This is a genomic window from Psychromonas arctica (genome assembly GCF_038155225.1).
Classification (GTDB): Bacteria; Pseudomonadota; Gammaproteobacteria; order Enterobacterales; family Psychromonadaceae; genus Psychromonas; species Psychromonas arctica_B.
The window spans coordinates 48,099-72,983 of the sequence record NZ_JBAKBA010000005.1 but is presented as its reverse complement, the minus strand read 5'-3'; the positions used below and the strand labels follow the sequence as shown (position 1 = coordinate 72,983).

Genomic DNA, 24,885 nt, shown 5'->3' with positions numbered 1-24,885 from the left:
GAACGATTTAATTTTAAGCTAAATTAATAAGTCTCTGCAAGTGTTAACCCGTTATTATAGTGTTGCATCAGCTTCAGGTGTTTCTTCTGTCGATAGCGGTTCTTCTTCACTATCAACAACCTGACTTTCGACTGATGAATTCTCTGTCGCTTGCTCAGCCGCTAACTCGTTATCTTCAGCATAAGTATCGATAAAACTATTTTCACCAGGTTCCGGTAAACGCATATGTATATTTTCAGTATCAACAACCGTCTGAGAAAATAATGAAGCAGAAACGCTTTCCCAGTAATAAATGGTACTCGTAATACAACCAACAAAAAGTAATAAAACAAACCATGCAAACTTATTCGATGATTGTTTTTTATTAGTCAAAATGTACGGGTTACTTAATGTATTTACTGATTTACCAGGACGACTTAATTGTTGATATTCTGGGAATGATTCAAGGTTTGGTAAACGTACTGCTTTGCTAAAGTTAGCTAAGTAACCTCGTAAATAAATAACTGGGTGCACTTCATCTTCAATCAATTGTGCAAGATCATTTTCAAGACCTTCAATAACAGTTGTTTTTAAGTTAAGTTTTAGTGCGATTTCCTCAACGGACAAATTAGCCGCTAAGCGATGTTTTTTTAGGGCTTTGTCAAGCGTCATTTTATGTTCCGTTGTAGGCATATCATGTTCTGTTATAGGCATAGTTTGCTCAGTCATAGTATTTATTCGTTAAGTAATTTAAGGCTTGCTCTGATTCAGGGAACTTTTGTAAAAGTTGAGTCGAATAACGAGATAAACTACTCTCCTTCCCTGTAGCATAACTCAAACGAATCCATTGCCATAAACTTTCAGCCGTTGGTTTTGAATCTTTTTGAAAAGCAAATAAATTAAGGACGGCGGCTTGGTAATTTTTTTCAGTAATATTTAGCTTTGCTAATGATAAGTTTATTTCATTACTGTTAGGGCTATGCGATAAAGCATAACCATAATAGAAAATAGCTTTGTCATTATGATTCGCTTTTTCAGCACAAATAGCGGCATTAGCATAAGACCTAGCAACACGCGTATAGTGCGGAGCAGAGATAGCTTTTAAGAAGTATTCTTCAGCTTTAACGTATTCACTTTGACCACATAAAAAAGTCGCATAGTTATGGTTAGTATCACCGTTGTCAGGATCTAATGATAGGGACTCTTTGTAGAATTTCTCTGCTTTATCATTTTCATTCACTTTTTCATAGTAATAAGCAAATATACGGTGAACTTTAGCGCTATCAGGTTGGTATTTTAATGCAGTATCGAGGTTTTCTTTTGCTTGCTGCATTTGTTTGTTTTCTAGATAAAGCAACGCTAACTTAACGCGCGTATCAGCAGCACCTTCAGGATCGAAGGCCATTTTTTTGCCACCAGGACTATTAACAGTAGTGGTCGTTTCGGTTGAGACACAAGCTGAGATAAAAAAGACAGATATTAAAGCTACAAATATAAAACGCATACATTCCTCATAAACTAAAAGCCGTACAGGAAACTTCTTTAAGTATCCTATTGTGAAGTAACTTGATACTTGATGCATGCTTTTTTTAACTGTTCTTGAATTTTACTCTTAAAGCACAAGAACAGTTTTAAGTTTTAACTTAATTAGTTCTGTTGAACGCTAATATTTTCACCATGTTGACGTTTATTCATAGTGCGTTTTGTACGGTCAATAACATCCCCTACCAACTGACCACAAGCAGCATCAATATCATCACCACGTGTTTTACGTACAATCACGGTATAACCATATTCCATTAATACTTTATTGAATCGGTCTACACGACTATTACTTGGTTTAGTATAATCATTACCAGGGAACGGATTAAAGGGTATTAAGTTAATTTTACACGGTGTGTCTTTTAATAGATGTGCTAATTCATGTGCTTGATCCGTTGAATCATTAACATGATCTAATAATAAATACTCAATAGTCACTTTGCCACGGTTAGCATTTGATTTACCAATATAACGTTTTACGCCCGCTAAGAAATCAGCAATATTATATTTATCATTGATTGGCATCATTTTCGAGCGTAGTTCATCATTTGGAGCATGTAATGAAATAGCTAAAGCCACGTCAATTTTATCACCTAGGATATCTAAAGCAGGCACAACGCCTGACGTTGATAACGTTACACGACGTTTAGACAGTGCATAACCTAAATCATCTAACATTAACTCCATTGCTGGAACGACATTATTTAGATTTAATAAAGGTTCACCCATTCCCATCATGACCACATTAGTAATAGGTCGCGTTCCACTTTCACCCATCACGCCAATGATTTTAGCAGCACGCCATACTTGGCCAATAATTTCAGAAACGGTTAGGTTACGGTTAAAACCTTGTTGAGCTGTTGAACAAAAATCACACGCTAAGGCACAACCTACTTGTGAAGATACACATAAAGTTGCACGCTCTTTATCAGGGATGTAAACAGTTTCAATTTCTTGGTTACCTACCGTCATCGCCCATTTTATGGTGCCGTCTTCACTGCGTTGTTCAACCTTAACTTCAGGCGCTACTATTTCTGCACGTTGCTTAAGCTTTTCACGTAGTGCTTTGTTGAGATCAGTCATTTGATCAAAGTCTTCACAGCCAAAATGGTAAATCCATTTCATGACCTGCTTAGTACGAAACGGTTTCTCACCCATTTCAGTGAAAAAATCTTGTAAACCTTGACGGTTTAAATCTAACAGGTTTACTTTTTTCTGACTCATTGGTGCCTCGACTGGACTGATTCGGTATAAATTGGGTGTGGATTGTACATATTATGAGTAGACGATGCTAGTCACAAATTTGAACTAAAAAAATACCTGAGCAAGTAATTGCATCAGGTATTTGTTGTTTAAGGAAATTTTCAACTATAAGGCGATTTAAGGTCCAATAATAGTTTATTTAATGAGCTATTTGATTGGCTATAAGTAGCTAATATTTAATGAGGGTTTAATTTATAATCTTTTACCTCTAACGAGTAACTTATAGCGAATAATCTATAATAAGACAGTCATCGGTATGACTTGATTCTCCTGCCAACTATAAAAAACTTGAGCCGTTAATCGCTCACCACGACTGCTTACTGTTTTTTGTACATGTCCAGAACGAATAAGAATCTCGATCATAGGGGCAAGACCATTTTGCTTTAAATGGAACTGTTTTAATAAAGTCACTTCATCTACACGTTGTTGTTTTTGTATGTAAGCTGATAACCGTTTTAATATCATTTCCGCTTTCCTAGATTAATTTATGTTCAGTGCTAATAGACACACCTGCTAATAAATTACCTCTATGCTTTAGCTTATACAGCACTGTCATAATAATTAATAATCCTGATAGCAAGTAAGCCAGACTGTTCATTGGGTGAAGTGAAAAAGTCGCAACTTGGTAATAAGCAACTGACACAATATAAGCAATAGCCGTTGACCATATCGCCACAAAACGAGCCCAACTTACTCCGACTTCTCTGACAATTGCCCCCATCGCAGCTGCACAAGGTGCGTATAAAAGAATAAACAATAAATAAGCAAAAGCAGCTTCTTGGCTAATGAAAGCTTGTTTAATATTACTGTAGATAGTTAAGTCCACGCCCTGTTCTTCTGCTGCACTTTCTAAATTAGTCAGATCTCCAACACTGATACCCAATGGATCGGCAATATCAATCCCCATTAAGTTTTCAGGAATAGTTGCTATCGCCGCGTTAAGTTTACCCAATAAAGTAATCTCTATTTCGTCTTCACTATTAATACTTGAATATAGATTATTAAGCGTACCGACAACGGCTTCCTTAGCAAAAATACCGGTCACTATACCAACCGTTGCGGGCCAGTTATCATTATTAATGCCCAATGGCGATAATATCGGTGTAATAATTTGAGCACCTTGGCTTAGTAACGAGCTATCACTATCTTGATGGCCAAAACTACCATCAATACCTACTGAGTTAACGACATTTAAAATAGTGACGACTAAAACAATAGTTTGACCCGCTCCAAATACAAAACCTTTCAGTTTTTGCCAAGTTTTAATTAAGGTGTTTTTAATGGTTGGAATTTCGTAGTCCGGTATTTCTAAAAACATATTTTCGCTTTTTCCAGGCAAGATGGTTCTACTCAATACATACCCAGTCAATACAGCGACCAAAATACCAATCAAATACAATAAAAAGACGATATTTTGTCCTTGCTCAGGAAAAAAGGCACTCGCAAATAAAGCATAGACAGGTAAACGTGCACCACATGACATAAAGGGAGACATAATTACGGTTAACAAACGTTCACGCTCTTTTTCTAAGGTTCTTGCCGCCATCACTGCTGGTACAGTACACCCAAAACCAACAATCATAGGGACAAAAGATTTTCCTGGTAAACCGATGAATTGCATTAAACGGTCAATCACAAAAGCGGCCCTTGCAAGGTACCCAGAACTTTCTAACATGGCTAAAAATAGATATAAGCAAGCAATCACAGGTATGAATGTCATTACGGTTTGAATGCCATTACCGACTCCATAAGCCAGTACATTAATAATCCATTCGGGTGCATTAATAACACCTAACCAATGGGCCGTTTCATCTACAAAAATAGCGCCCGATGCGATATCAAAAAAATCAATAAAAGCACTACCGATGTTAATGGCAAACATGAACATCAAGTACATAACTAACAGAAAAACAGGAATACCCGTATAACGATTTAAGGTAATGGTATCGATTTTTTCAGATAACGTTTTACTCAAGTGGCGTTTTTCTCTGACCGCTTGTTGCGTTAATGCATAAATAAAAGTGTAGCGAACGTCTGCTATCTGTAAATCCAGATCAATCGATAATGAGTTTTTAAGATGATTAATGGTGTGCTTATCCTCACCATTAAACTCTGAGAGAATAGATTGCTCCCCTTCAATACATTTTATCGCTAAGGCTTTTTTATTTAACTGTATTAGGTTATTAAATGATTTTTCAAGTTTATCGGATGATTGTATTAACTTATCAAGCAGTTGTGAGGTTTCATTAATAACTGGTTGTAATTCATTGCCATAATCAAGTATAAGTTGATTGTTTAAATTGGCTAAATCTAGACTAGTGAAGGTACGTATTAGTTTATTTACAGCTTGTTGATCATGGGCTGACAAGCAAATGACAGGACAACCTAACTGCTTACTTAATGCGTTTACGTTAATCACTAAATGTTGTTTATCGGCTAAGTCCATTTTATTTAAGACCATCACAACAGGTAAACCCAGTTCTAATAATTGTAACGTTAAATATAAACTTCTTTCTAAACAACTTGCATCGATAATGTTCATTACAATATCAGGTTGATTTTGCATGATATATTCAAATGCGATACGTTCATCTAATGAAGTACCTAGTTGATCGTTATCAAGATTATAGATACCCGGTAAGTCGATTATTTTAACGTTTTTCCCGTTATCTAAAATAAAATGCCCGGTCTTTTTCTCAACGGTAACACCACTCCAGTTACCGACACGTTGATGGCCACCAGTAAGTGCATTAAATAAGGTTGTTTTACCTGAATTTGGGTTGCCAATCGTTGCAATATTTAAGGTCATATCAACACTCCACTATGATTTGCTTAGCAATGCTTTTACGTAAAGCAATAGCGCTATTAGCACAGCGAATTGCAATAGGGTCTCCTAGCGGTGCAACACGTAATAGTTGTATTTTAGCTTTAGGTAAAAAACCAAGGTTAAGTAATTTTTTACGCATCACAGGTTCAATGCCATTAATGTTAATAATGCTGGCGGTTTGACCTACTTTTAATTCTGACAATATCATGATTGACCCTTACTATTTTTCGTTCAAAAAATACGTTTATTCTTTGAACCTGCTAACGCTATAACAAGCAAGTTAATACAAACCATTATCATTAACAACCAATAAACAGTGCGAGCAACAGGTATAAACAAGTCCTTTGTTTTAGATCAATTTAGTCGGGTCAGCACCTCGATTTAAGAAGAAGTTTTGGCTGTGTTTTACATCTGCAATAGGAACAGGTATAAACTAGATGAGAAATTAATTGGTGGAAATAATTATGGATTTTGGTGAATTAAATTTAGTCTACTCTACAGATGGTGGAAAAGTAGAAAAGACAAAACAGAAACAAAAAGCACCTGAGAGTGATGGCGTTATCCGCTTGCATCGAGAGACTAAAGGTCGTAAAGGTAAAGGCGTCACTTTAATTAAAGGCTTACAGCTAGATGAGAAAGCGATTAAAGCGTTAGCTAAAGAAATTAAAAAGCGAACTGGTTGTGGCGGTACAGTAAAAGACTTCGTCATTGAGATACAAACAGACCAACGTGAAATTATTAAAACAGTATTAGAAAAACAAGGCTACCAAGTTAAGTTAGCAGGCGGTTAGATTACTTTTTTAAAGCGTATAAAAAACCCGATGTTTTAGGTGTCGGGCTACATTTTATTCGTTTAGGTGAGATAACGTTATGCAGTTTTGAGACTGTAATAAAAACAATCTCTACTTATGATCTGAATCCAAGTGTATTATTAACATCATCTATTAATACTATCTATTAATACTATCTATTAATACTATCTACTAACATAGCTGAATGACCTACCCTACCTAAACGTATAATTACTACCGGTTATTTGTTAACGATTATTTGCTAACTAAAGGTGCAGAATCAAAACGAATACCAGACCAACCATTAATCATAAACTGACGAATATTTTGATGATCGCTTGCATCAGGGTTTCCTAAAACATCATTACGGTAATAGATGCCAAAACAAGCTAACGTTTGTTGTTCAGTTAATCCATTTAATTGTGCAAACGAAAAAATCTTACATGAACCTGAGTTTTCTCCTGCAGCATTATTTTGTTGACCATTAGTGAAAGCTGTTTCACTAAACGTGTAATTTGCTTCAATTACTGCCATTGTGTCAGCAAATTCAATTGTCTCTGGTTGTGTATTTAATTTTGTTAAAAAATCACTTAATAGCATCATACTTCCTTATATTTTTATCTTCTTTTGTCTATCTGTTTTATGTTTATTTTTAATACGATTTTTTTTGTTAACGCTTTCAACTAAGATATTAATCTTCTTCAAAATAAATTGTTTTATTTTGCGGTAAATTTTCTGGGCTAACAGACTCACCTTTGATGCGTTTTTCTTCATCCGCCCATTCACCTAAATCAATTAACTGACAACGTTTACAACAAAATGGGCGATACAAACTCTGTTTATCCCAGACAACTTGTTTTTGACAAGTTGGACAATTAACCTTCATTTATTTTCCTTACCTTTAACAATATTTAACATTTTGATTATCTGCAGACGTTTTAGCAAAAAGTCTGTTCGAATTCAATATTCTCAGCTTGGCTATTTTCAGCATTCGCATTCATAAATCTGACAGAGTAGCGATGTTTATGCCCAGAGATCATAGGGTAAGCTTGTAAAGCAGGATCAACACTCAAAATAATAAATAACGCATGCTCTACTTCACCTTGGAAGAAACCATTTTTAGCTTGCTGTATCGATTTAATACCTTGATGACGTTTCATTTTCAAAAATAAAGATAATGCACGATCTAAAACAGTAAAGTATTCAAACCATTGTTTAGTGTCTGTTCTTTTTAATTCAATTGATTGTGATAACCAGAAATGGAACTGTGGTAGGTCAAAGTTACAACATCCACCTGGAATGAAAAATCGCTGTTTTAAAGAGGTTAAAAAACGGCTATCTTTAAAAAATTTAAGTTGTTTAGACATCACTAATAAAGCACTGATTAATTCACTAATTTCTACCATTAATACTTTAATCGCTTCAGTATCAGCTTGCTCACTATTTAACCATGATTGCATTTCTTCTAATAATGAACGCAAGTCTTTAATTAAATCATGTCGAATATCACTGCGATCACTTAATTCAATTAGCTCAAATAAAGACTTAAAATAAGTAACGGCATCACTCTCATTATCTAGTGAAATACTTTGTTTAATTTGTAGAAAAAGAGATTCAAAACGTAGATAACTACGGCTCTTTTCTGTTAAGGGGTATTCAAAGGCGATCATAAGGCTGTCTATTTATTTTATAAAAAAGTAAGGTTACATTAAAGAGTCTTCACTAAACAATCAAAAAGCTTACTTTTGTATAGATAAAAACTGTAAATGTAACATTTTAACTTGCTGCTTCAATACAACAAGGTCTGTGCTGCTATTATCAATAATATAATCAGCTTGTTGTAGCCTAAGCTCTCTACTGATTTGCGCATCCATAATAGCTTGTATTTGGGTTATTGAATTACTGTCTCGTTGCGTTGCACGCTGGATTTGTAAAGCCTCAGTAACATCAACGACCAATGTGTAATCAGTATACTTTGTTAAGTTATTTTCTAATAGCAAAGGCGCTTCTAATATCACGTATTTGCTTTGTGCTTGTTCAAGTTGTTTCAACAAAGTATCACGGATAATAGGATGCAACAATTCATTCAACCACTGCTTTTTTGTATCAGATTTAAAGATGATATTTCTAAGCTTTGCTCTATCTAATTCACCGTTAGCATCTACGACCTCTTTACCAAAATAAAGTTCAATGTTAGCTAAGGCTGGTTGTCCAGGTTCTACTACTTCTCGAGCCACTTTATCAGCGTCAATGACGTCAATACCTAAAGCAATAAACTCTTTTGCGACAGTTGATTTTCCACTCCCGATCCCCCCTGTTAAACCAATTATTAAACGCATCTTATTTTCACTTCTCATTTTTACTTTTAGTGTTAAGGCTTATTAAATCTTTTAATCTGACCCAGAGCATCTTATTTTATAAGAGTTAAGTATTTAGATCATTGGTATTCAAAGACCATTAAGGTAATATTTGCTTTTTTTACCGCTGTCTGGAAATTTACCATGATTGAACAAGAAATTGCACAAAGTGTTACCTTAGCTTTAAATGAAGATTTAAATGGATTATCTGCTGCAGAAGGTGATATCACCGCTAATTTAATACCAGAAGATAAACGTTCAAAAGCAACGGTTATTACACGTGACGATGCAGTTTTCTGTGGTAAAGCATGGACTGATGAAGTATTTCATCAATTAGGCGGCGAAGTGACGATCACTTGGCATGTAAAAGATGGTGATAGTATCACTGTTAATAGCCCTTTATTTACACTTGAAGGTCCTGCAAGAATATTGTTAACAGGTGAACGTACTGCGTTAAACTTTATTCAAACGCTTTCAGGTATTGCGACAACAACCAAATATTACTCAGATTTAATCGCAACCACTGAGTGTAAATTATTAGACACACGAAAAACCTTACCGGGCTTACGTAATGCATCTAAATATGCAGTGACCTGCGGTGGTGGCTTTAATCATCGTATCGGTTTATATGACGCTTATTTAATCAAAGAAAATCATATTATGGCCTGTGGTGGTATCAAACAAGCCATTGAAGCAGCTAATCAACAGCATCCAGAGCGTTGGGTAGAAGTTGAAGTAGAAAGCATTGATGAGCTTAACCAAGCGCTAAATGCAGGTGCACAACGTGTGATGTTAGATAACTTTAGTATTCCGATGATGTTAGAAGCAGTTGCCATTAATAAAAGTAACCCTCAGCAAGCTGATTTAGAAGTATCAGGTAATGTCGATAATACAACGATATTAAGTTACGCAGAAACGGGTGTTGATTATATTTCTGTTGGCGCATTAACTAAACACGTACATGCTATCGATTTATCGATGCGTTTTATTCAACACTAAAATACGATCTACTCAATAGAACCTGTAAATAATTTGCTAGTAAGCAAACATTATTGTATTTAAATAGTCTCACTTTTTTAAAAACTTCCTACACTTATTACTTGAATTAAAAAAATATTTATATTTTGCCAAGTGTAGGAGCTTTTTATGACGTCATTATTTGCTTTTCAAAAAATCGTCTTTTCTCATCTGAAAAATAGTCAATTTACTTACTACTTGTTTAACTGCATTGCTATGTTAATACTGTCGATTTCTGCCGCTATTGCTAAACCTCCTCCCATTCAGCTTGCTACCAATTATCGACAAGATATCGATGTTACACAATATTATGTGAGTGAAAAGTTAGATGGCATTCGTGCTTATTGGGATGGGCATCAACTCATTTCCAAACAGGGTAATGTATTTACAGCGCCAACATGGTTTATTAAATCATTCCCAGCGACCAAAATGGATGGGGAACTCTGGATCACAAGACAGCAGTTTGAAAAAGTGTCGGGCATTGTGCGTACTCAAGATAATAAAAATATGCATTGGAAACAGATTAAGTTTATGATTTTTGATCTTCCTAAAAGTACTGTCTCTTTTGAACAACGTATTAATAAAATGCAAACACTAGTCGCTGACACTAATAGCCCTTATTTACAAATGATCGAACAACAAAAGATCCCCAATACAGAGGCATTATTTGATTTGCTAAACAAAGTAGTGATGGATAAAGGTGAAGGTTTAATGCTTCATCACCAAGATGCTTTATATCAAACAAAGCGAAGCAGAGACTTAATGAAACTGAAGAAATTTGAAGATGCAGAGGCTACTGTTATTGCTTACTTACCGGGAAAAGGAAAGTATAAAGGTTTACTCGGTGCGATACTGGTCAAAAATGAAGAGGGAGTCACCTTTAAGATAGGATCTGGATTTAGTGATGAGAAAAGAAATAATCCTCCTGCTATCGGCAGTGTTATTACTTATCGTTTTACGGGTAAAACAAACAATAATATCCCTCGTTTTGCATCATTTGTACGCATTAGAGTAATTTATTAATCACCGTTAAATTAGCTTTAGGGAAATCATATTGACTTAGTTCAGCAGCAGATACCCATTTAATTTGTTGCCCTTCAAGAGACGTCGCTTCACCTTGATAAGCAGTAACTAAATAAAAGTTTAAATGTAAATGCAATTCATCATATTGGAAACTTAACGAATCAAATAAACTGTACTTTGTTGCCGTTAAACCAACCTCTTCCTTTAACTCTCGTAACATTGCCACTTCAAGCGCCTCACCTTGCTCTACTTTCCCACCAGGAAACTCCCATTTACCGGCTAGATGCTGGTCTTTTTGACGACGAGATATAAGTAGTTTTTTATGCTCATTTTGCACGATAGCGATACTAATTATTTGCTCTGGCATTGTTACTCCTTTTTTTATTTTTAAAACAATAAAAAAGGTGGTCTTCAATGAAGTACCACCTTTTATTTGTTAAAGAGAATTAAACTTCTTTAACGAGATGTTAGCCTAATTTACCATGACATTGCTTGAACTTTTTACCTGAGCCACATGGACAAGGCTCATTACGCCCTACTTTTTTATCTTGGCGAATAAACGTATCAGATGACTCATCTTCTGCTTCAGTTTCAGCTTCTCCATCACCATTTACTTGTGCATGTTGATATTGAATATTAGCTTTTGCTTCATCTTCACGACGTTTTTCTTGAATCGCTTCAGCTTCTTCTCTACTTTGTATTTGTACTTTAGATAAAATACCTACGACATCTGCTTTTAAGTTTTCTAACATCGCAATAAACAACTCATATGATTCACGCTTGTATTCTTGTTTTGGATCTTTTTGTGCGTAACCACGTAAATGAATACCTTGGCGTAGGTGATCCATTGCAGACAAATGCTCTTTCCAAAGCATATCAATTGTTTGCAACATGACAGACTTTTCAAAACCAGCAATAATAGACTCGCCTACTTGTTCTTTTTTGTCTTGATAAACGGCTTTTGCATGCTCAAGTATGTTTTCACGAATAGTTTCTTCTTGTAAATTAACATCATCAACTAACCACTGTTGAACAGGTAATTCGATTAAGAAATCTTGTTTTAAACGGTTTTCTAAACCTTCTAAATCCCATTGTTCTGTTAATGAATGCAATGGCACATATCCATCGATACAAGCGTTGAATACATCATCCCAAATTTGTTCAATATTTTCAGTGATGTTTTCACTATCCATTATACCGTTACGTTGTTGGTAAACCACTTTACGTTGGTCATTAGCAACATCATCAAAATCTAATAAAGATTTACGCATGTCAAAGTTACGTCCTTCAACTTTGCGTTGTGCGTTTTCAATCGCACGGGTTACCCAAGGATGCTCAATGGCTTCGCCATTTTCCATGCCTAATTTTTTCATCATATTAGACACTTTTTCTGAAGCAAAGATACGCATTAACGAATCTTCCATTGAAAGGTAAAAACGACTTTCACCAGCATCACCTTGACGACCAGCACGACCACGTAGCTGGTTATCTATACGACGAGACTCATGACGTTCGGTACCAACAATGTAAAGACCACCAGCGGCTAATACTGCGGCTTGATCTTCTTTCCAAGCAGCCGTTTCAGCGGCAATTTGCGCTTCAGTTAAATCACCTAATTTTTCAAGACGATTCTGTAAGTTACCCCCTAGTACGATATCGGTACCACGACCAGCCATGTTAGTGGCAATAGTCACTGAACCTAATGCACCAGCATGAGCAATAATGTCTGCTTCTTTTTCATGAAACTTAGCATTTAACACGCTATGTTTGATTTTTGCTTTAGTCATTAACTCTGAAAGCAATTCAGAGCTTTCAATAGAAACGGTACCGACTAACACTGGCTGACGACGTTCTAATCGCGTGTTAATATCTTCGATAATTGCTTGGTATTTTTCAATTTCAGTTAAGTAAACTAAATCACCACCATCTTTACGTACCATAGGACGATTTGTTGGAATAACAATCGTTTCTAGACCATAAATAGACTGGAACTCAAAAGCTTCAGTATCAGCAGTACCTGTCATACCACCTAGTTTTTCATAAAGACGGAAGTAGTTCTGGAATGTAATTGAAGCCAGTGTTTGATTTTCATTTTGAATTTTAACACCTTCTTTAGCTTCTACAGCTTGATGTAAACCTTCAGACCAACGACGACCTGGCATTGTACGACCAGTATGTTCGTCAACGATCACAACCTCACCTTCAGCAGTAACAATGTACTCAACGTCTTTTTCAAATAATGTATGAGCACGTAATGCCGCGTTAACATGATGTAATAAACTGATACTTGACGCAGCATATAAAGAAGTATGTTCTTCTAATAAACCACGTTCTTGTAGAATACGTTCAACTTTTTCTTGACCACGTTCAGTTAGTAATACTTGCTTACTTTTTTCATCGACAGTGAAATCACCTTCACCAATGTACTCTTCAGTATCTTCTTTATCTTGTTTTGTTAACAATGGGATAATAGAATTTAATTTAGTATAAAGCGTTGCATCACCGTCAGTAGGTCCTGAGATGATCAATGGTGTTCTTGCTTCATCAATTAAGATTGAGTCAACTTCATCGACAATCGCAAAATGTACACCACGCATAACACGTTGAGAAGCTTCGAAAGCCATGTTGTCACGTAGGTAATCGAAACCAAATTCATTGTTAGTGCCGTAAGTAATATCAGCAGCATAGGCAGCCCGTTTTTCTTCTCCGCTCATGCCAGATAAGTTGATACCAATGGTTAAACCTAAGTATTCAAATAGTTGTGCATTCCATTCTGCATCACGACGTGCTAAATAATCATTCACGGTAATAACATGTACACCTTGACCGGTTAATGCATTTAAGTACGCCGGTAAGGTTGCTGTTAAAGTTTTACCTTCACCAGTACGCATCTCTGCGATTTTATTTTCATTTAAAACCATGCCGCCAATTAACTGCACATCAAAATGACGCATACCAAAAACACGCTCAGATGCACTTCTAACTACTGCAAAAGCTTCAACTAAAATATCGTCAATCGTTTCACCATTGGCAAGACGTTCTTTAAAGTAAGCAGTTTTCGCTTTGAGTTCTTGCTCAGAAAGAGCCTGGATTTCAGGTTCTAGTTTGTTAATTTCATTAACAACTTTGCGCAGGTTTTTTAGATAACGGTCATTTCGACTGCCTATTATTTTTGTTATTATCGATGTGATCATTTGCTTTTCTCATTGTAAAAAGTCGGATAAAATTTGTAATTTAGCTTGGTAATCTTTGTATATAATAATTTGGATTTATTTGCCTGCCATCTTTAATAACTTCGTAATGGACATGCGGCCCTGTAGAGCGACCAGTTGTTCCCATCACGGCTATCTGTTGGCCTTTTTCAACAACATCACCTACAGAAACAACCAATGATGATGCGTGTGCATAACGAGTCTTCAAACCACTACCGTGATTAATTTCGACCAAAAAGCCATAACCCGTTCTCGCTTCAGATGTTGTTATCACACCTGCTGCGGTAGCATTAATCGGCATACCAGTATAACCTGCGATATCCACGCCTTTATGACGACGTAAACGACCAGTAAAAGGGTCAGAACGAGTACCAAATGGCGAGGAAATCCAAGAGCCTTCATTAGGAACTGGGCGACCAGAAATAAACAGTTCTTCAACTAGATGGAGGTTGTTTAACGTAATTTCAAGCTGTTGTAGTAGATTTTGACTCTTTTCATACTGATATGCGAGCTGTGAAACACTTTTATTTAAAATTGTTAGTTCTGGCGCCACAACTATAGCTGGATTATTGAGGGTACTTGGTGGAATATCATCTTCAGTATTTTCATTTAATTCAACTTCAAACTCTTCTTTAGGGAAGTTTGATTTTTCAATAATACGTTCTCCTAAGCTATTTAATTTGATACCTTGGGCTTGAAGTTGACCTACTTTTTCAGTTAATGACTGGAGTTGCAGGCTAGTCTGAGACTGCATAGATTGAAGATATTGTTGTTTAATGACATTTCGTTCGTTCAGTGAATTTATTTTATGCTGTATTAACTGCTGATGATAATGAGACTGTAATAACCAAGCGCTGGTCATCAATAAAGCGACAGTTGATATGCAGATGAAAATAAATGTCGATCTTGTTATAGAAAAGCTATGTTTAATCTCATTCCTATTATAAATAACCGTTATACTCATAAACCTAATTCACTATTGATGGCTGTTATGACAACACATAAAAAACAACCTAAACCCATCTCATTATTACTGAAGAAAAATAATTTTCAGCAGAGCACATCATTGATTTCTAAATTGGATATAGTACTACAAAGGGTTTTAAAACAACACAACATCAGTGGCTGTCGTATAGGAAATGTTGAAAATGGGAGCTTGCTTATAGAAAGTCCAACTTCGCTTTGGCTTCAACGTTTACAATTTATACGAAGCGACATATTAACGGAGTTACGCCAGCACCACTCCTCTTTAATCAGTATCAAAGTAAAGGTAAATCCAGAACTTGCGAAAATAAGTCCAACATTGATTAAAAAGAATAAACCTGTCAAAAAACGAGCTCAAAAAATGAGTAAAGATATTGCTGATTCTTTCTTAGCATTAGCAGAAAATGCAGACCCGAAATTAAAAAAAGCATTACAGTCGCTAGCTAAATTTTCAACTAATAAAAGTGAGTAAATAAAGCACTAAAAATAATATCCTGACGTAAACTTGTTATTCAGTTACTGCCGCAATGATTAAACCACTTATAATTCTACATTCCAAACCTAAAAAAAAACCACTTTATTTACATAAAGTGGTTTAACTATTATTTAATGTTGAATGTATTTAAATAAACACACTCAATTTAGCGTTCATTAAGCAGGAACAAATAATGGCTCAATGTATTGTATTGGAGACTCGCTAACAGGTTCTTCAAATGTCACCATTTCAAATGCTTCAGCATCTGCTAATAACGCACACAATAGTTTGTTATTTAATGCGTGACCTGTTTTAAATGCTTTTAAATGGCCTAAAATAGTAAATCCTGATAAGTATAAATCACCGATAGCATCTAATACTTTATGTTTTACGAACTCGTCTTCGTAGCGTAAACCTTCAGGGTTTAATACACGGAATTCATCTAGACCAATTGCATTGTCTAAACTTGCTCCTAGCGCTAAGTTATTTGATTGAAGATATTCAACACTCTTCATGAATCCAAAAGTACGAGCACGACTGATTTCTTTAACAAACAAGTCACCAGAAAATTGCATTTCAACGTGTTGGTTTTGACCTTCAAATACAGGATGATCAAAATCAATTTTAAAATCTAAGCTAAAACCATTGTTAGAAGGTTGTAATTCAGCCCACTTGCCTTCTTCTTCATCTTCGACTCGTATTGTTTTTTTAACACGAATGAATTTTTTAGCTGCATTTTGTTCTTCAATGCCTGCTGATTGTAATAAGAAAATAAAAGGACTTGCACTACCATCCATAATTGGAATTTCTGGTGCATCAACATCAATAATAATATTATCAATACCTAAACCAGCAAGTGCTGCTGATAAATGCTCAACAGTAGAAATTTTTTGTCCTTGATCATTAACTAAACAAGTACACAAAAGCGTTTCTTGCACCGCTTGAGCATGCGCTTTAAAAGTCACCACCGGATCAAGATCGATTCGACGATAAACAATACCTGAATTAACAGGTGCAGGGTGTAACTCGATAGTTACTTTATTCCCCGAATGTAAACCAATACCAGTTGATTTAACACTCTTCTTTAATGTTCTTTGTTTAATCATTAAATGATCTCCAATACGATGATATCTATTACCAAGTATAACAGTTTGAGATATAGATCACAAACTGTTATATTTTTATAGTTAATTTAATTATCTGCTTGACGTCTTAAGAAAGCAGGAATATCTAAATAACTCTCAGCATTTTTTTTATCTTTAACTTCAGCAATAGGTTCTACTACTTCAGTCTCAGCCTCAGTAGTGTCTTCAGATGTTTGAGTTTCTGCTTCTACATTATCAGTAGAATTATCGGCATTAACTGTTTTTTCTGCAGTATCACTAGCGCTTTTTGTCTTATTTAATGTTGGGTTTTTAACTACATTAAGTTCTGATTTACGTTCACCGATACCTGTTACAATAACTGTCACGTGTAATTCACCACTATCAAGTGTTGGGTCAACCGTTACACCGATAATGTTTTGTGAATCTTCAGAAGCAAATTGTTTCAGTGCATCACCGACGGTATGGTATTCATCCCAACTAAAGTCAATACCAGCAACAATATGTACCAATACGCCTCGTGCATCAGAAAGATCAACATCTTCTAATAATGGGCATGAAATAGCTTCTTCTACAGCTTCTTCAGCACGGTTTTCACCTGATGAAACACCAATTCCCATTACAGCCGTTGTACCCGCTTCAGTCATAACAGTACGAACGTCGGCGAAATCAATATTAATAGTACTTTCTTCATTATTAATAATAGAAGAAAAACCAGAAACTGCATCATAAAGAACACTATTAGCAGCACGAAGTGCGTCTAAGAAAGTGATACCACGAGGTAATGATTTTTGTAATTTATCATTTGGAATAATTAATAAAGAATCAATATTTTCCGACAAACGAGCGATACCTTGGGTTGCGTAATTCATACGCTTACGGCCTTCGAACATTGAAGGTTTTGAAACAACACCAATAGTTAACGCGCCTTCTTCTTTAGCAATTTCAGCAACAACAGGACAAGCCCCTGTGCCTGTACCGCCCCCCATACCTGCAGCAATAAATACTACATCTGCGCCTGTAACAATTTCACGAATTCGTTCTTTATCTTCAAGCGCCGATTTGTAACCAATTTCTGGATTTGCTCCAGCACCTAAACCATTGGTAATGTTAGCACCCAGTTGCAGTCGAATATCTGCTTTAGATGAACGTAATGCTTGAGCATCAGTATTCATTGCAATAAATTCAGCACCAGTTAAGCCTTTTTCGATCATATAATTGATCGCATTACCACCACCACCACCTATGCCAATAACTTTAATTACGGCCTGTGCTGAATGGTCTTCATCATCGATTATTTCAAACATTTGACTCTCTTCCACTCTATTAACTTCTTGTGACATCGTTTGTTACCACCCAATCCATGAAACTTGATAACTAATATTCTTTTTTAATCCAGTTTTTTACTTTACTGAAAAAACTTGTAATACGGTTTTCAGGCTCTACTTCTTCTTCACCTGCAAACTCATCATTTTTATAACGTAATAAACCAACTGCTGTTGAATATGCAGGAGAGTTTACATCATCTGCTAAACCTTGAATATGTTGTGGTTTACCAATTCTAACTTGGATATTACCAAAAACTTCTTCGGCAACCTCAACTAATCCTTCAATTTGTGCAGCGCCACCTGTTATAACCACACCAGCAGCTAATTGTTGCTTTAAACCTTCACGGGCAAATTTATCATTTAATTTATTAATTTCATTCTTAACTAATGTTAACAATTCACTATAACGTGGTTCAATAACATCAACTAAAATAGAACGTTGCAGGCTACGTGCAGGACGCCCACCAACACTCGGTAACTCAATAATTTCATCGTCTTGCACTAACGAACGATCCAAACAACCATATTTAACTTTCACTTCTTCAGCAGAAGTTGGCGGTGAACTGAATGCAATAGCGATATCATTGGTTACAGAGTTACCAGCGTAATCAAGTACCATACTATGTTGCAAAGAGCCTGCGATATAAATGGATAAGTCCATTGTACCACTTCCCATATCAATCATGCACACACCTAACTCTTTTTCATCTTCACTGAGCGTAGCGGCACTTGATGCAACACCAGACGATGTTAGTTGGTCAATAACTAATCCACATCGTTCAACTGCTTTTTCTAAATTTTTAACTAAATCATTATGGCAGGTGATTAAATGTACATTTGCTTTTAATTTTACACCTGACAAACCAATTGGGTTATTAATACGTCCTTGAGAATCGATAGAGTATTCTTGTGGAATAACGTGTAATACACGTTGCTCATCTCGAATTTTTACTGAACGCGCATTGTGAATAACACATTCAACATCATAAGTACTGACTTCATGTGCTTCTATCGCCCAAGTACCCGTTTCATTAATTGACTCGATATGTGAGCCTGAAACAGATAAATTAACGGATGAAACACGGCAGTCAGCCATATCTTCAGCTTGTTTCAAAGCTTGTGTAATTGATTCAACAACTGAATCTAAATTGGTCACAGACCCTTTATCAACACCTTTAGAAGGTGCAGAACCTACACCCACTATATTAATCGCATCATTTGCTAATAATTCACCGATCAAGACAACAACTTTATGACTACCAATGTCTAAACCAACTGTGTAATTACTTTCCATTCGTTTATCACCATTTTCTCTAATTTAAGAGAGAAGAATTAACTCTATGTAATACTAATCATATTGCTGTACTGAGTAAATTACCTAAAGTGAGTAATTAAGCACTTAAAACTTGAACATAAAAGGCTGATATTGCTAAGTTTTGATGATTAATTTTTCTACTTCTTTACGCTATATTTTCTCGCACCTGCTATCATTAAAATCACATTACTTTTTGTTTTTTTCTGTTTCTTTCCATCCAATAGCTAACCCAGTGTCATAACGAAGATCAACATATTTAATGATATTAATATCGTACTTTTGTACAATCCTAGGGAATGCATTTAAAAACATTTGTATACGTTCTAATTTTTGTTCTTTACCTAAATTCAAACTAATACCATTTTTTAACTCAAGCTCAGTTGCATTACGTTTATCACTATATAAGGCGGCAATACGATAATGGCTAGGCTCTAGTAACTGATTTAATTGTAAATAAGTATTAAGCACATCCTCTGATTGTTTATCATCACCAGAAAGTGCAATAAATTCATCTTGTTCAGTTGGCACTACATCTATTATTTCACCAAAACGATTAAGTAATGCTTTGCCGTTCCATGACGCGACAATTGTTTGTTCAACAATATGTATTTTTAATGTATCAGGCCAATGCTTTCGAATTGACGCAGAATAGACCCATGGTTTATCTTCTAATTGTTTTTGAATTTCAGAAATTTTTAACGTAAAAAAATTAAGTTTATCTTCTTGCTTTGCTAATACAGCTCTCACCATATCTTCTGTCACATGCTCTCTGTTTCCAGTCAGCACTAGACCAGTTAATGGCAAAGACTTTTCGTCAGTTAACCAGTGTTTTAATTTAAAAAATCCATCTTGTAGCGCGTAAATTAAAAGTACAAAAACAAAGAAGCTAATCCATTTACTGATTTTGATTTTTTTTAACTTTTGCCACATAAATTATATAGTTTGCTTTAAGATATCTAACACTAACTGATCAAAGCTAATACCTACTTGTTTTGCGGCCTTTGGTACAAGACTTGTTTCTGTCATACCCGGCACTGTATTTACTTCTAATAAATACCAGTTTTTATTGCTATCTCGCATAAAATCAACACGCCCCCAACCACTACAACCAATAGCTTTAAATGCTTCTACAGATAAACGATTAAGTTCGGCTAATTCATCATCAGATAATCCACAAGGACATAAGTACTGCGTATCTGTGGATTGATATTTAGCTTGGTAATCATAAAATACATTAGTTGTTTTCATACTAATAGCAGGTAATGCTTCTCCATTTAGCATTGATACAGTGAATTCATCACCTGTGATCCATGATTCTAACAATACTTTGCTATCAAAGTTAAAGGCTTCTTCTAATGCACTAATTAACTGCCCTGCATTTTCAGCTTTAGCCATGCCAATACTTGAGCCTTCGTGTACTGGTTTTACCATGACAGTGCCTGATAAGCTGTTTAGTATATCGTTAGCGCTTGATGGTTCAAAGTTTTCTTTGACAATAATTTGATAGTCAGCAGTAGGAAGTAGACAACTTTGCCAAATTTGCTTGGTTTTTGCTTTATCCATACCTATCGCTGAGCTTGAAACATCACTTCCAGTAAAAGGAATTCCTAATGTTTCTAGGAAACCTTGAATAGTGCCGTCTTCACCGCCTCGACCGTGTAAAACAATAAATGCACGGTCAAAGCCTAATTTTTTAATTTGTGATATATCATCATGTTTTGGGTCAATGGCATGTGCATCTACACCTTGTCGTAGTAACGCATTCAAAACTGCATTACCGGACTTTAATGATACTTCACGTTCGGCGCTATTTCCGCCAAACAAAACTGCTACTTTTCCAAAATTTGTCGCCATTACTTTGCGCTCTCTTGTTGCATTTTCTCAATATCTAATTTGAAATCAGCTAAAGTTTTTACTACTGCGCCGATATTACCAGCACCTTGAGTTAACACTAAATCGCCGCCTTGTAACACTTTTGCAAGCGCGGCAGGTAAAGCTTCCGGAGAAGCCACAAAAATTGGCTCTTTACCACTTTGTTGGCGAATAGTTCTGCATAATGAACGACTATCAGCTCCTGCAATTGGTGTTTCACCTGCAGCGTAAACATCTAGCAGTAACAATTGATCAACCTGCGATAACACATGTGCAAAATCTTCATATAAATCACGTGTACGCGTATAACGATGTGGTTGATAAGCCATCACTAAACGTTTTTCAGGCCATCCTTCACGAGCTGCATTAATCGTCGCTTGAACCTCTGTTGGGTGATGTCCGTAATCATCGGCAAGCATCGCTTTACCACGTCCAGTTTCAAATTCACCATATTGTTCAAAGCGACGACCAATACCTTCAAAACTTTCTAATGCCGTTAATATTGCAGCATCTTCGATATCATCTTCCATCGCCACTGCAATAGCAGCTGCGGCATTTAATGCATTATGCTTACCTGGCAAATTCAGATGGATCACTAAATCAGGGCGATTGACACGGTGAACAATAAACTCACTTCTGCTAACCGTTTGCTTAAAGCTAGAGATTCGAACATCAGCCTGCTCATTAAAACCATAAGTCACACATTGACGGGCAAAACGTGGAATTAACTCTTCTATTACTTTATCGTCTAAACAAACAACGGCCGTACCATAAAAAGGCAAGTTTTGAACAAACTGCACAAAAGTATCTTTTAATACTTCAAAATCACCTTGGTAAGTATCCATATGGTCAGCTTCAATATTGGTGACTACTGATACCATTGGTTGTAAGTGTAAGAATGATGCATCACTTTCATCGGCTTCTGCAATTAAGTAACGACTTTGTCCTAATTTAGCATTAGTACCAGCGCTGTTTAACAATCCACCGATCACGAATGTTGGATCTAAATCAGCCTCTCGATAAATACTTGCAATTAAACTCGTTGTTGTCGTTTTACCATGAGTTCCAGCCACTGCAACACCATGACGGTAGCGCATCAACTCGGCTAACATTTCTGCACGACGAACAACAGGAATGCGCGCTTGTTTAGCCGCTAACAACTCAGGGTTTTCAGGGTTAATCGCTGTTGAAACAACCACCACTGATGCACCGTATATATTTTCTTGGGCATGTCCGATAAAAATTTCAACGCCAATTGAACGCAGTCTTTTAACCACCGTATTTTCAGCGATATCGGAACCAGTGATTTTGTAACCTTCGTAGGCTAATACTTCAGCAATACCACCCATTCCCGCACCACCGATGCCAACAAAATGTATCTGTTTTACGCGACGCATTTCAGGGATCATGGTACGAATTTCTGCTAATTCAATTTTTATCATCGGAATTCACTTTTACTATATTTTTAAACTAGGTTTTAAATTAAAGAATTACAAACCGCAGCCACTTGCTCCGTTGCATCTCTAATTGCTACTTTTTTACAGTTTTGGCTCATTTTATTAAGCAATTGCCTATTTTGACTTAATGTAAGCAAACATTCACTTAATTTATCAGGATTCAAATCTTTTTGAGCGATTAACATCGCAGCATCAGCATTTACTAAGCTCATTGCATTTTTTGTTTGATGATCATCTACTGCGTGTGGCAAAGGAACAAAGATAGCGGGTAAACCTACTATTGCCACTTCTGCGACAGTTAACGCTCCAGCTCTACAAATTATAACATCAGCCCAATCATATGCTGTAGCCATATCACTAATAAAATCATGAACTTGATATTCAAAATCAGTTTCTTTGTAAGCAACTAAAACAGTTTCAGAATTACCCTTCCCTGTTTGATGCAAAATAGACACTTCGCTTGCTTTGAAGTTCATAAGTGCTTGAGGTACCGTTTCATTTAATACTCGAGCACCTAAACTTCCACCAATCACCAATATTTTTAAGGCGGCCCCCGGTGCAGAGATACTTTTATCAGTTAAAGCCAATAGATCTTTTCTGATGGGATTTCCGACCAAAACAGCCTTTTCGCCAGTAAATGCATCACTAAAGCCCATTAATACTTTTTTCGAAAATCGTGCTAATAAACGATTGGTCATGCCAGCTGCTGCATTTTGCTCATGTAACACCACAGGAATACCTAACGTCCAAGCAGCAATCCCGCCAGGGCCACTAGCAAATCCACCCATGCCTAAGACTAAATCAACATTTCTCTTTTTTAATACTTTACGTGCTTGGAAAATGGACTTTAATATTTGAAAAGGAGCTGCTAATAAACGTTTTAAACCATTGCCTCTGATACCAGCAACATCAATAAAATCAATTTCGTAACCATGCTCAGGTACTAACTTTGCTTCCATTCTTGCAGCTGTACCTAGCCAACTTACCTGCCAACCTTCATTTTTTAATTTATCTGCCACGGCTAATCCAGGGAAGACATGTCCACCTGTACCCCCCGCCATCACTAATAAGGTTTTATTTTTACTCATTATTCTCAACCTTTATCTTTTCTGTTGAATCATCTGCTGCCTCAGATGTTAATTTTTTAGTCTTTTTATTTTTTTTAGTAATTCGTACTTGGCCTGAATTAATACGTGTTTCAAAATCGATACGCAACACTAACCCCACTGCAATCGCAATAGTAATTAAACTCGAACCTCCATAACTAATCAAAGGTAATGTTAAGCCTTTAGTTGGCGCAATACCTGATGCAGCACCTATATTAACGGCGGTTTGAAATGCAAACCAAATAGCAATACCTATGGCAACATAGCCAGCAAAAATAAGGTTTTTCTCTAATGCTTTTTTACCAATAGAAAACGCTTTATAAACTAAAACAAACTCTAAAATGATAACAATACTTACACCAATAAAACCTAGCTCTTCAGCCAAAATCGCCATAATAAAATCTGTATGTGCTTCCGGTAAGTATTCTAACTTTTGAACTGAATTTCCCAAACCTTGACCGAACCAACCGCCACGCCCAAAAGCCATTAGTGATTGAGTTAGCTGATAACTTCGACCAAAAGGGTCTGCCCATGGGTCTAAAAATCCAAATACCCTTGCCATACGATAAGGAGACGTCACGATTAATAAAATAATCACCGATAACATTGCAACCGCAATACCAACAAACGATATCATTCGTGCATTAGCAATAAATAGCATTCCCATCATGATAACCACGATCACAACGGTTGATCCCAAATCGGGCTGTAATAATAAAAGCATTGATATTAAAGCGAGTATCGCTAAAGGTTTAATAAACCCTTTGATCGTATCAATCACCTCTTTTTGGCGACGAATAAGATAACTAGCAATAAACAAAACAACAGAAAGCTTCGCAAACTCAGAAGGTTGAAGATTAAGTGGGCCCAATCGTAACCAACGAAGTGAGCCATTAACCTCTGTACCAACAATCAATACAGCAAGTAATCCTAATGTTGAAAGCAATAAAATTAAAGGCGTATATTTGTGCCAGGCATCTATTGGCACAGAAACCACAGCCGCTAAAACAAATAGACATAAAATAATATAGATAAGATGTCGCTTTAAAAACTGGAAAGGATCGGCTGATATAGCAATACCTTCTGGCATCGACGCAGAAGCAACAATCACTAATCCAATCCCCATTAAAGTAAAAACCAATACCAAAAGAGAGCGATCGTAGGCATGTGAATCTGATTCAACAGTTAAGCGCTTAAATATTTTACCTAGCTTATTAGTCACAACTTGCAACAT

25 protein-coding genes are annotated in these 24,885 nt (G+C 36.0%); 4 read left to right on the top strand and 21 right to left on the bottom strand.

Going from position 1 to position 24,885, the window contains the following annotated elements; genetic code table 11:
• Positions 1–54: 54 nt before the first annotated feature.
• From V6255_RS03630 to V6255_RS03605, 6 genes are all read right to left on the bottom strand, one after another.
• Positions 55–708, bottom strand: coding sequence for a helix-turn-helix domain-containing protein (locus V6255_RS03630; protein ID WP_341626918.1), 654 nt, complete (start codon positions 706–708; stop codon positions 55–57).
• Positions 701–1,483: a type IV pilus biogenesis/stability protein PilW gene (gene pilW / locus V6255_RS03625; protein WP_341626917.1), complete on the bottom strand. Its 783-nt coding sequence runs from the start codon at positions 1,481–1,483 to the stop codon at positions 701–703. Before pilW ends, V6255_RS03630 begins: the two co-directional genes overlap by 8 nt.
• 143 nt (positions 1,484–1,626) lie before the next feature.
• Positions 1,627–2,745: a bifunctional tRNA (adenosine(37)-C2)-methyltransferase TrmG/ribosomal RNA large subunit methyltransferase RlmN gene (locus V6255_RS03620; protein ID WP_341626916.1), complete on the bottom strand. Its 1,119-nt coding sequence runs from the start codon at positions 2,743–2,745 to the stop codon at positions 1,627–1,629.
• A 273-nt stretch (positions 2,746–3,018) separates the two neighbouring features.
• The gene (locus V6255_RS03615; RefSeq protein ID WP_341626915.1) at positions 3,019–3,249 is read right to left on the bottom strand and encodes a FeoC-like transcriptional regulator; all 231 of its coding nucleotides are present in this window, start codon (positions 3,247–3,249) and stop codon (positions 3,019–3,021) included.
• A gap of 10 nt (positions 3,250–3,259) precedes the next feature.
• The gene (gene feoB, locus V6255_RS03610; protein WP_341626914.1) at positions 3,260–5,593 is read right to left on the bottom strand and encodes a Fe(2+) transporter permease subunit FeoB; all 2,334 of its coding nucleotides are present in this window, start codon (positions 5,591–5,593) and stop codon (positions 3,260–3,262) included.
• Between the two features lies 1 nt (position 5,594).
• A complete protein-coding gene (locus V6255_RS03605; protein ID WP_137297324.1) occupies positions 5,595–5,819 on the bottom strand; it encodes a FeoA family protein in 225 nt (74 codons plus the stop codon).
• A 256-nt stretch (positions 5,820–6,075) separates the two neighbouring features.
• On the opposite strand from V6255_RS03605, the gene yciH reads away from it, so the two are divergent.
• Positions 6,076–6,402, top strand: coding sequence for a stress response translation initiation inhibitor YciH (yciH, locus tag V6255_RS03600; protein WP_160061032.1), 327 nt, complete (start codon positions 6,076–6,078; stop codon positions 6,400–6,402).
• 255 nt (positions 6,403–6,657) lie between these two features.
• Here yciH and V6255_RS03595 read toward each other — a convergent pair whose 3' ends face one another.
• From V6255_RS03595 to coaE, 4 genes are all read right to left on the bottom strand, one after another.
• On the bottom strand, positions 6,658–7,002 hold the full coding sequence (locus tag V6255_RS03595; protein ID WP_341626913.1) for a HopJ type III effector protein: 345 nt from the start codon (positions 7,000–7,002) through the stop codon (positions 6,658–6,660).
• A gap of 91 nt (positions 7,003–7,093) precedes the next feature.
• Positions 7,094–7,288: a DNA gyrase inhibitor YacG gene (gene yacG, locus V6255_RS03590; RefSeq protein ID WP_028869794.1), complete on the bottom strand. Its 195-nt coding sequence runs from the start codon at positions 7,286–7,288 to the stop codon at positions 7,094–7,096.
• A 52-nt stretch (positions 7,289–7,340) separates the two neighbouring features.
• Positions 7,341–8,072, bottom strand: a complete 732-nt coding sequence (zapD, locus tag V6255_RS03585; protein WP_341626912.1) for a cell division protein ZapD — start codon at positions 8,070–8,072, stop codon at positions 7,341–7,343.
• Positions 8,073–8,141: 69 nt separating this feature from the next.
• Complete coding sequence (gene coaE, locus V6255_RS03580) at positions 8,142–8,741, bottom strand: dephospho-CoA kinase (RefSeq protein WP_341626911.1); 600 nt, start codon at positions 8,739–8,741, stop codon at positions 8,142–8,144.
• A 162-nt stretch (positions 8,742–8,903) separates the two neighbouring features.
• On the opposite strand from coaE, the gene nadC reads away from it, so the two are divergent.
• The gene (nadC, locus tag V6255_RS03575; protein ID WP_341626910.1) at positions 8,904–9,758 is read left to right on the top strand and encodes a carboxylating nicotinate-nucleotide diphosphorylase; all 855 of its coding nucleotides are present in this window, start codon (positions 8,904–8,906) and stop codon (positions 9,756–9,758) included.
• A 147-nt stretch (positions 9,759–9,905) separates the two neighbouring features.
• Entirely contained in the window at positions 9,906–10,799 is an 894-nt protein-coding gene (locus V6255_RS03570; RefSeq protein ID WP_341626909.1) for a DNA ligase, read from the top strand.
• Here the strand turns inward: V6255_RS03570 and mutT are convergent.
• From mutT to V6255_RS03555, 3 genes are all read right to left on the bottom strand, one after another.
• Positions 10,783–11,166, bottom strand: a complete 384-nt coding sequence (gene mutT, locus V6255_RS03565) for an 8-oxo-dGTP diphosphatase MutT (protein WP_341626908.1) — start codon at positions 11,164–11,166, stop codon at positions 10,783–10,785. The genes V6255_RS03570 and mutT overlap by 17 nt on opposite strands.
• A 100-nt stretch (positions 11,167–11,266) precedes the next feature.
• The gene (gene secA, locus V6255_RS03560) at positions 11,267–13,993 is read right to left on the bottom strand and encodes a preprotein translocase subunit SecA (protein WP_341626907.1); all 2,727 of its coding nucleotides are present in this window, start codon (positions 13,991–13,993) and stop codon (positions 11,267–11,269) included.
• Positions 13,994–14,033: 40 nt separating this feature from the next.
• Positions 14,034–14,873: a M23 family metallopeptidase gene (locus tag V6255_RS03555; RefSeq protein WP_341626906.1), complete on the bottom strand. Its 840-nt coding sequence runs from the start codon at positions 14,871–14,873 to the stop codon at positions 14,034–14,036.
• 60 nt (positions 14,874–14,933) lie between these two features.
• On the opposite strand from V6255_RS03555, the gene V6255_RS03550 reads away from it, so the two are divergent.
• On the top strand, positions 14,934–15,467 hold the full coding sequence (locus tag V6255_RS03550; RefSeq protein WP_341626905.1) for a DciA family protein: 534 nt from the start codon (positions 14,934–14,936) through the stop codon (positions 15,465–15,467).
• A 179-nt stretch (positions 15,468–15,646) separates the two neighbouring features.
• Here V6255_RS03550 and lpxC read toward each other — a convergent pair whose 3' ends face one another.
• From lpxC to ftsW, 8 genes are all read right to left on the bottom strand, one after another.
• Entirely contained in the window at positions 15,647–16,576 is a 930-nt protein-coding gene (lpxC, locus tag V6255_RS03545; RefSeq protein WP_341626904.1) for a UDP-3-O-acyl-N-acetylglucosamine deacetylase, read from the bottom strand.
• A gap of 86 nt (positions 16,577–16,662) precedes the next feature.
• Positions 16,663–17,880, bottom strand: a complete 1,218-nt coding sequence (gene ftsZ, locus V6255_RS03540; RefSeq protein WP_425355901.1) for a cell division protein FtsZ — start codon at positions 17,878–17,880, stop codon at positions 16,663–16,665.
• Positions 17,881–17,950: 70 nt separating this feature from the next.
• On the bottom strand, positions 17,951–19,195 hold the full coding sequence (gene ftsA / locus V6255_RS03535; protein WP_160061021.1) for a cell division protein FtsA: 1,245 nt from the start codon (positions 19,193–19,195) through the stop codon (positions 17,951–17,953).
• Between the two features lie 207 nt (positions 19,196–19,402).
• Positions 19,403–20,146 carry a cell division protein FtsQ/DivIB gene (locus tag V6255_RS03530; protein WP_341626902.1) on the bottom strand — a complete coding sequence of 248 codons (744 nt, stop codon included), beginning with the start codon at positions 20,144–20,146 and terminating at the stop codon, positions 19,403–19,405.
• Positions 20,147–20,149: 3 nt separating this feature from the next.
• A complete protein-coding gene (locus tag V6255_RS03525) occupies positions 20,150–21,070 on the bottom strand; it encodes a D-alanine--D-alanine ligase (RefSeq protein ID WP_341626901.1) in 921 nt (306 codons plus the stop codon).
• Positions 21,070–22,530 carry a UDP-N-acetylmuramate--L-alanine ligase gene (gene murC / locus V6255_RS03520; RefSeq protein ID WP_341626900.1) on the bottom strand — a complete coding sequence of 487 codons (1,461 nt, stop codon included), beginning with the start codon at positions 22,528–22,530 and terminating at the stop codon, positions 21,070–21,072. Before murC ends, V6255_RS03525 begins: the two co-directional genes overlap by 1 nt.
• A 35-nt stretch (positions 22,531–22,565) precedes the next feature.
• Positions 22,566–23,633: an undecaprenyldiphospho-muramoylpentapeptide beta-N-acetylglucosaminyltransferase gene (gene murG / locus V6255_RS03515; protein WP_341626899.1), complete on the bottom strand. Its 1,068-nt coding sequence runs from the start codon at positions 23,631–23,633 to the stop codon at positions 22,566–22,568.
• Positions 23,626–24,885: a putative lipid II flippase FtsW gene (gene ftsW / locus V6255_RS03510; protein ID WP_341626898.1), complete on the bottom strand. Its 1,260-nt coding sequence runs from the start codon at positions 24,883–24,885 to the stop codon at positions 23,626–23,628. Before ftsW ends, murG begins: the two co-directional genes overlap by 8 nt.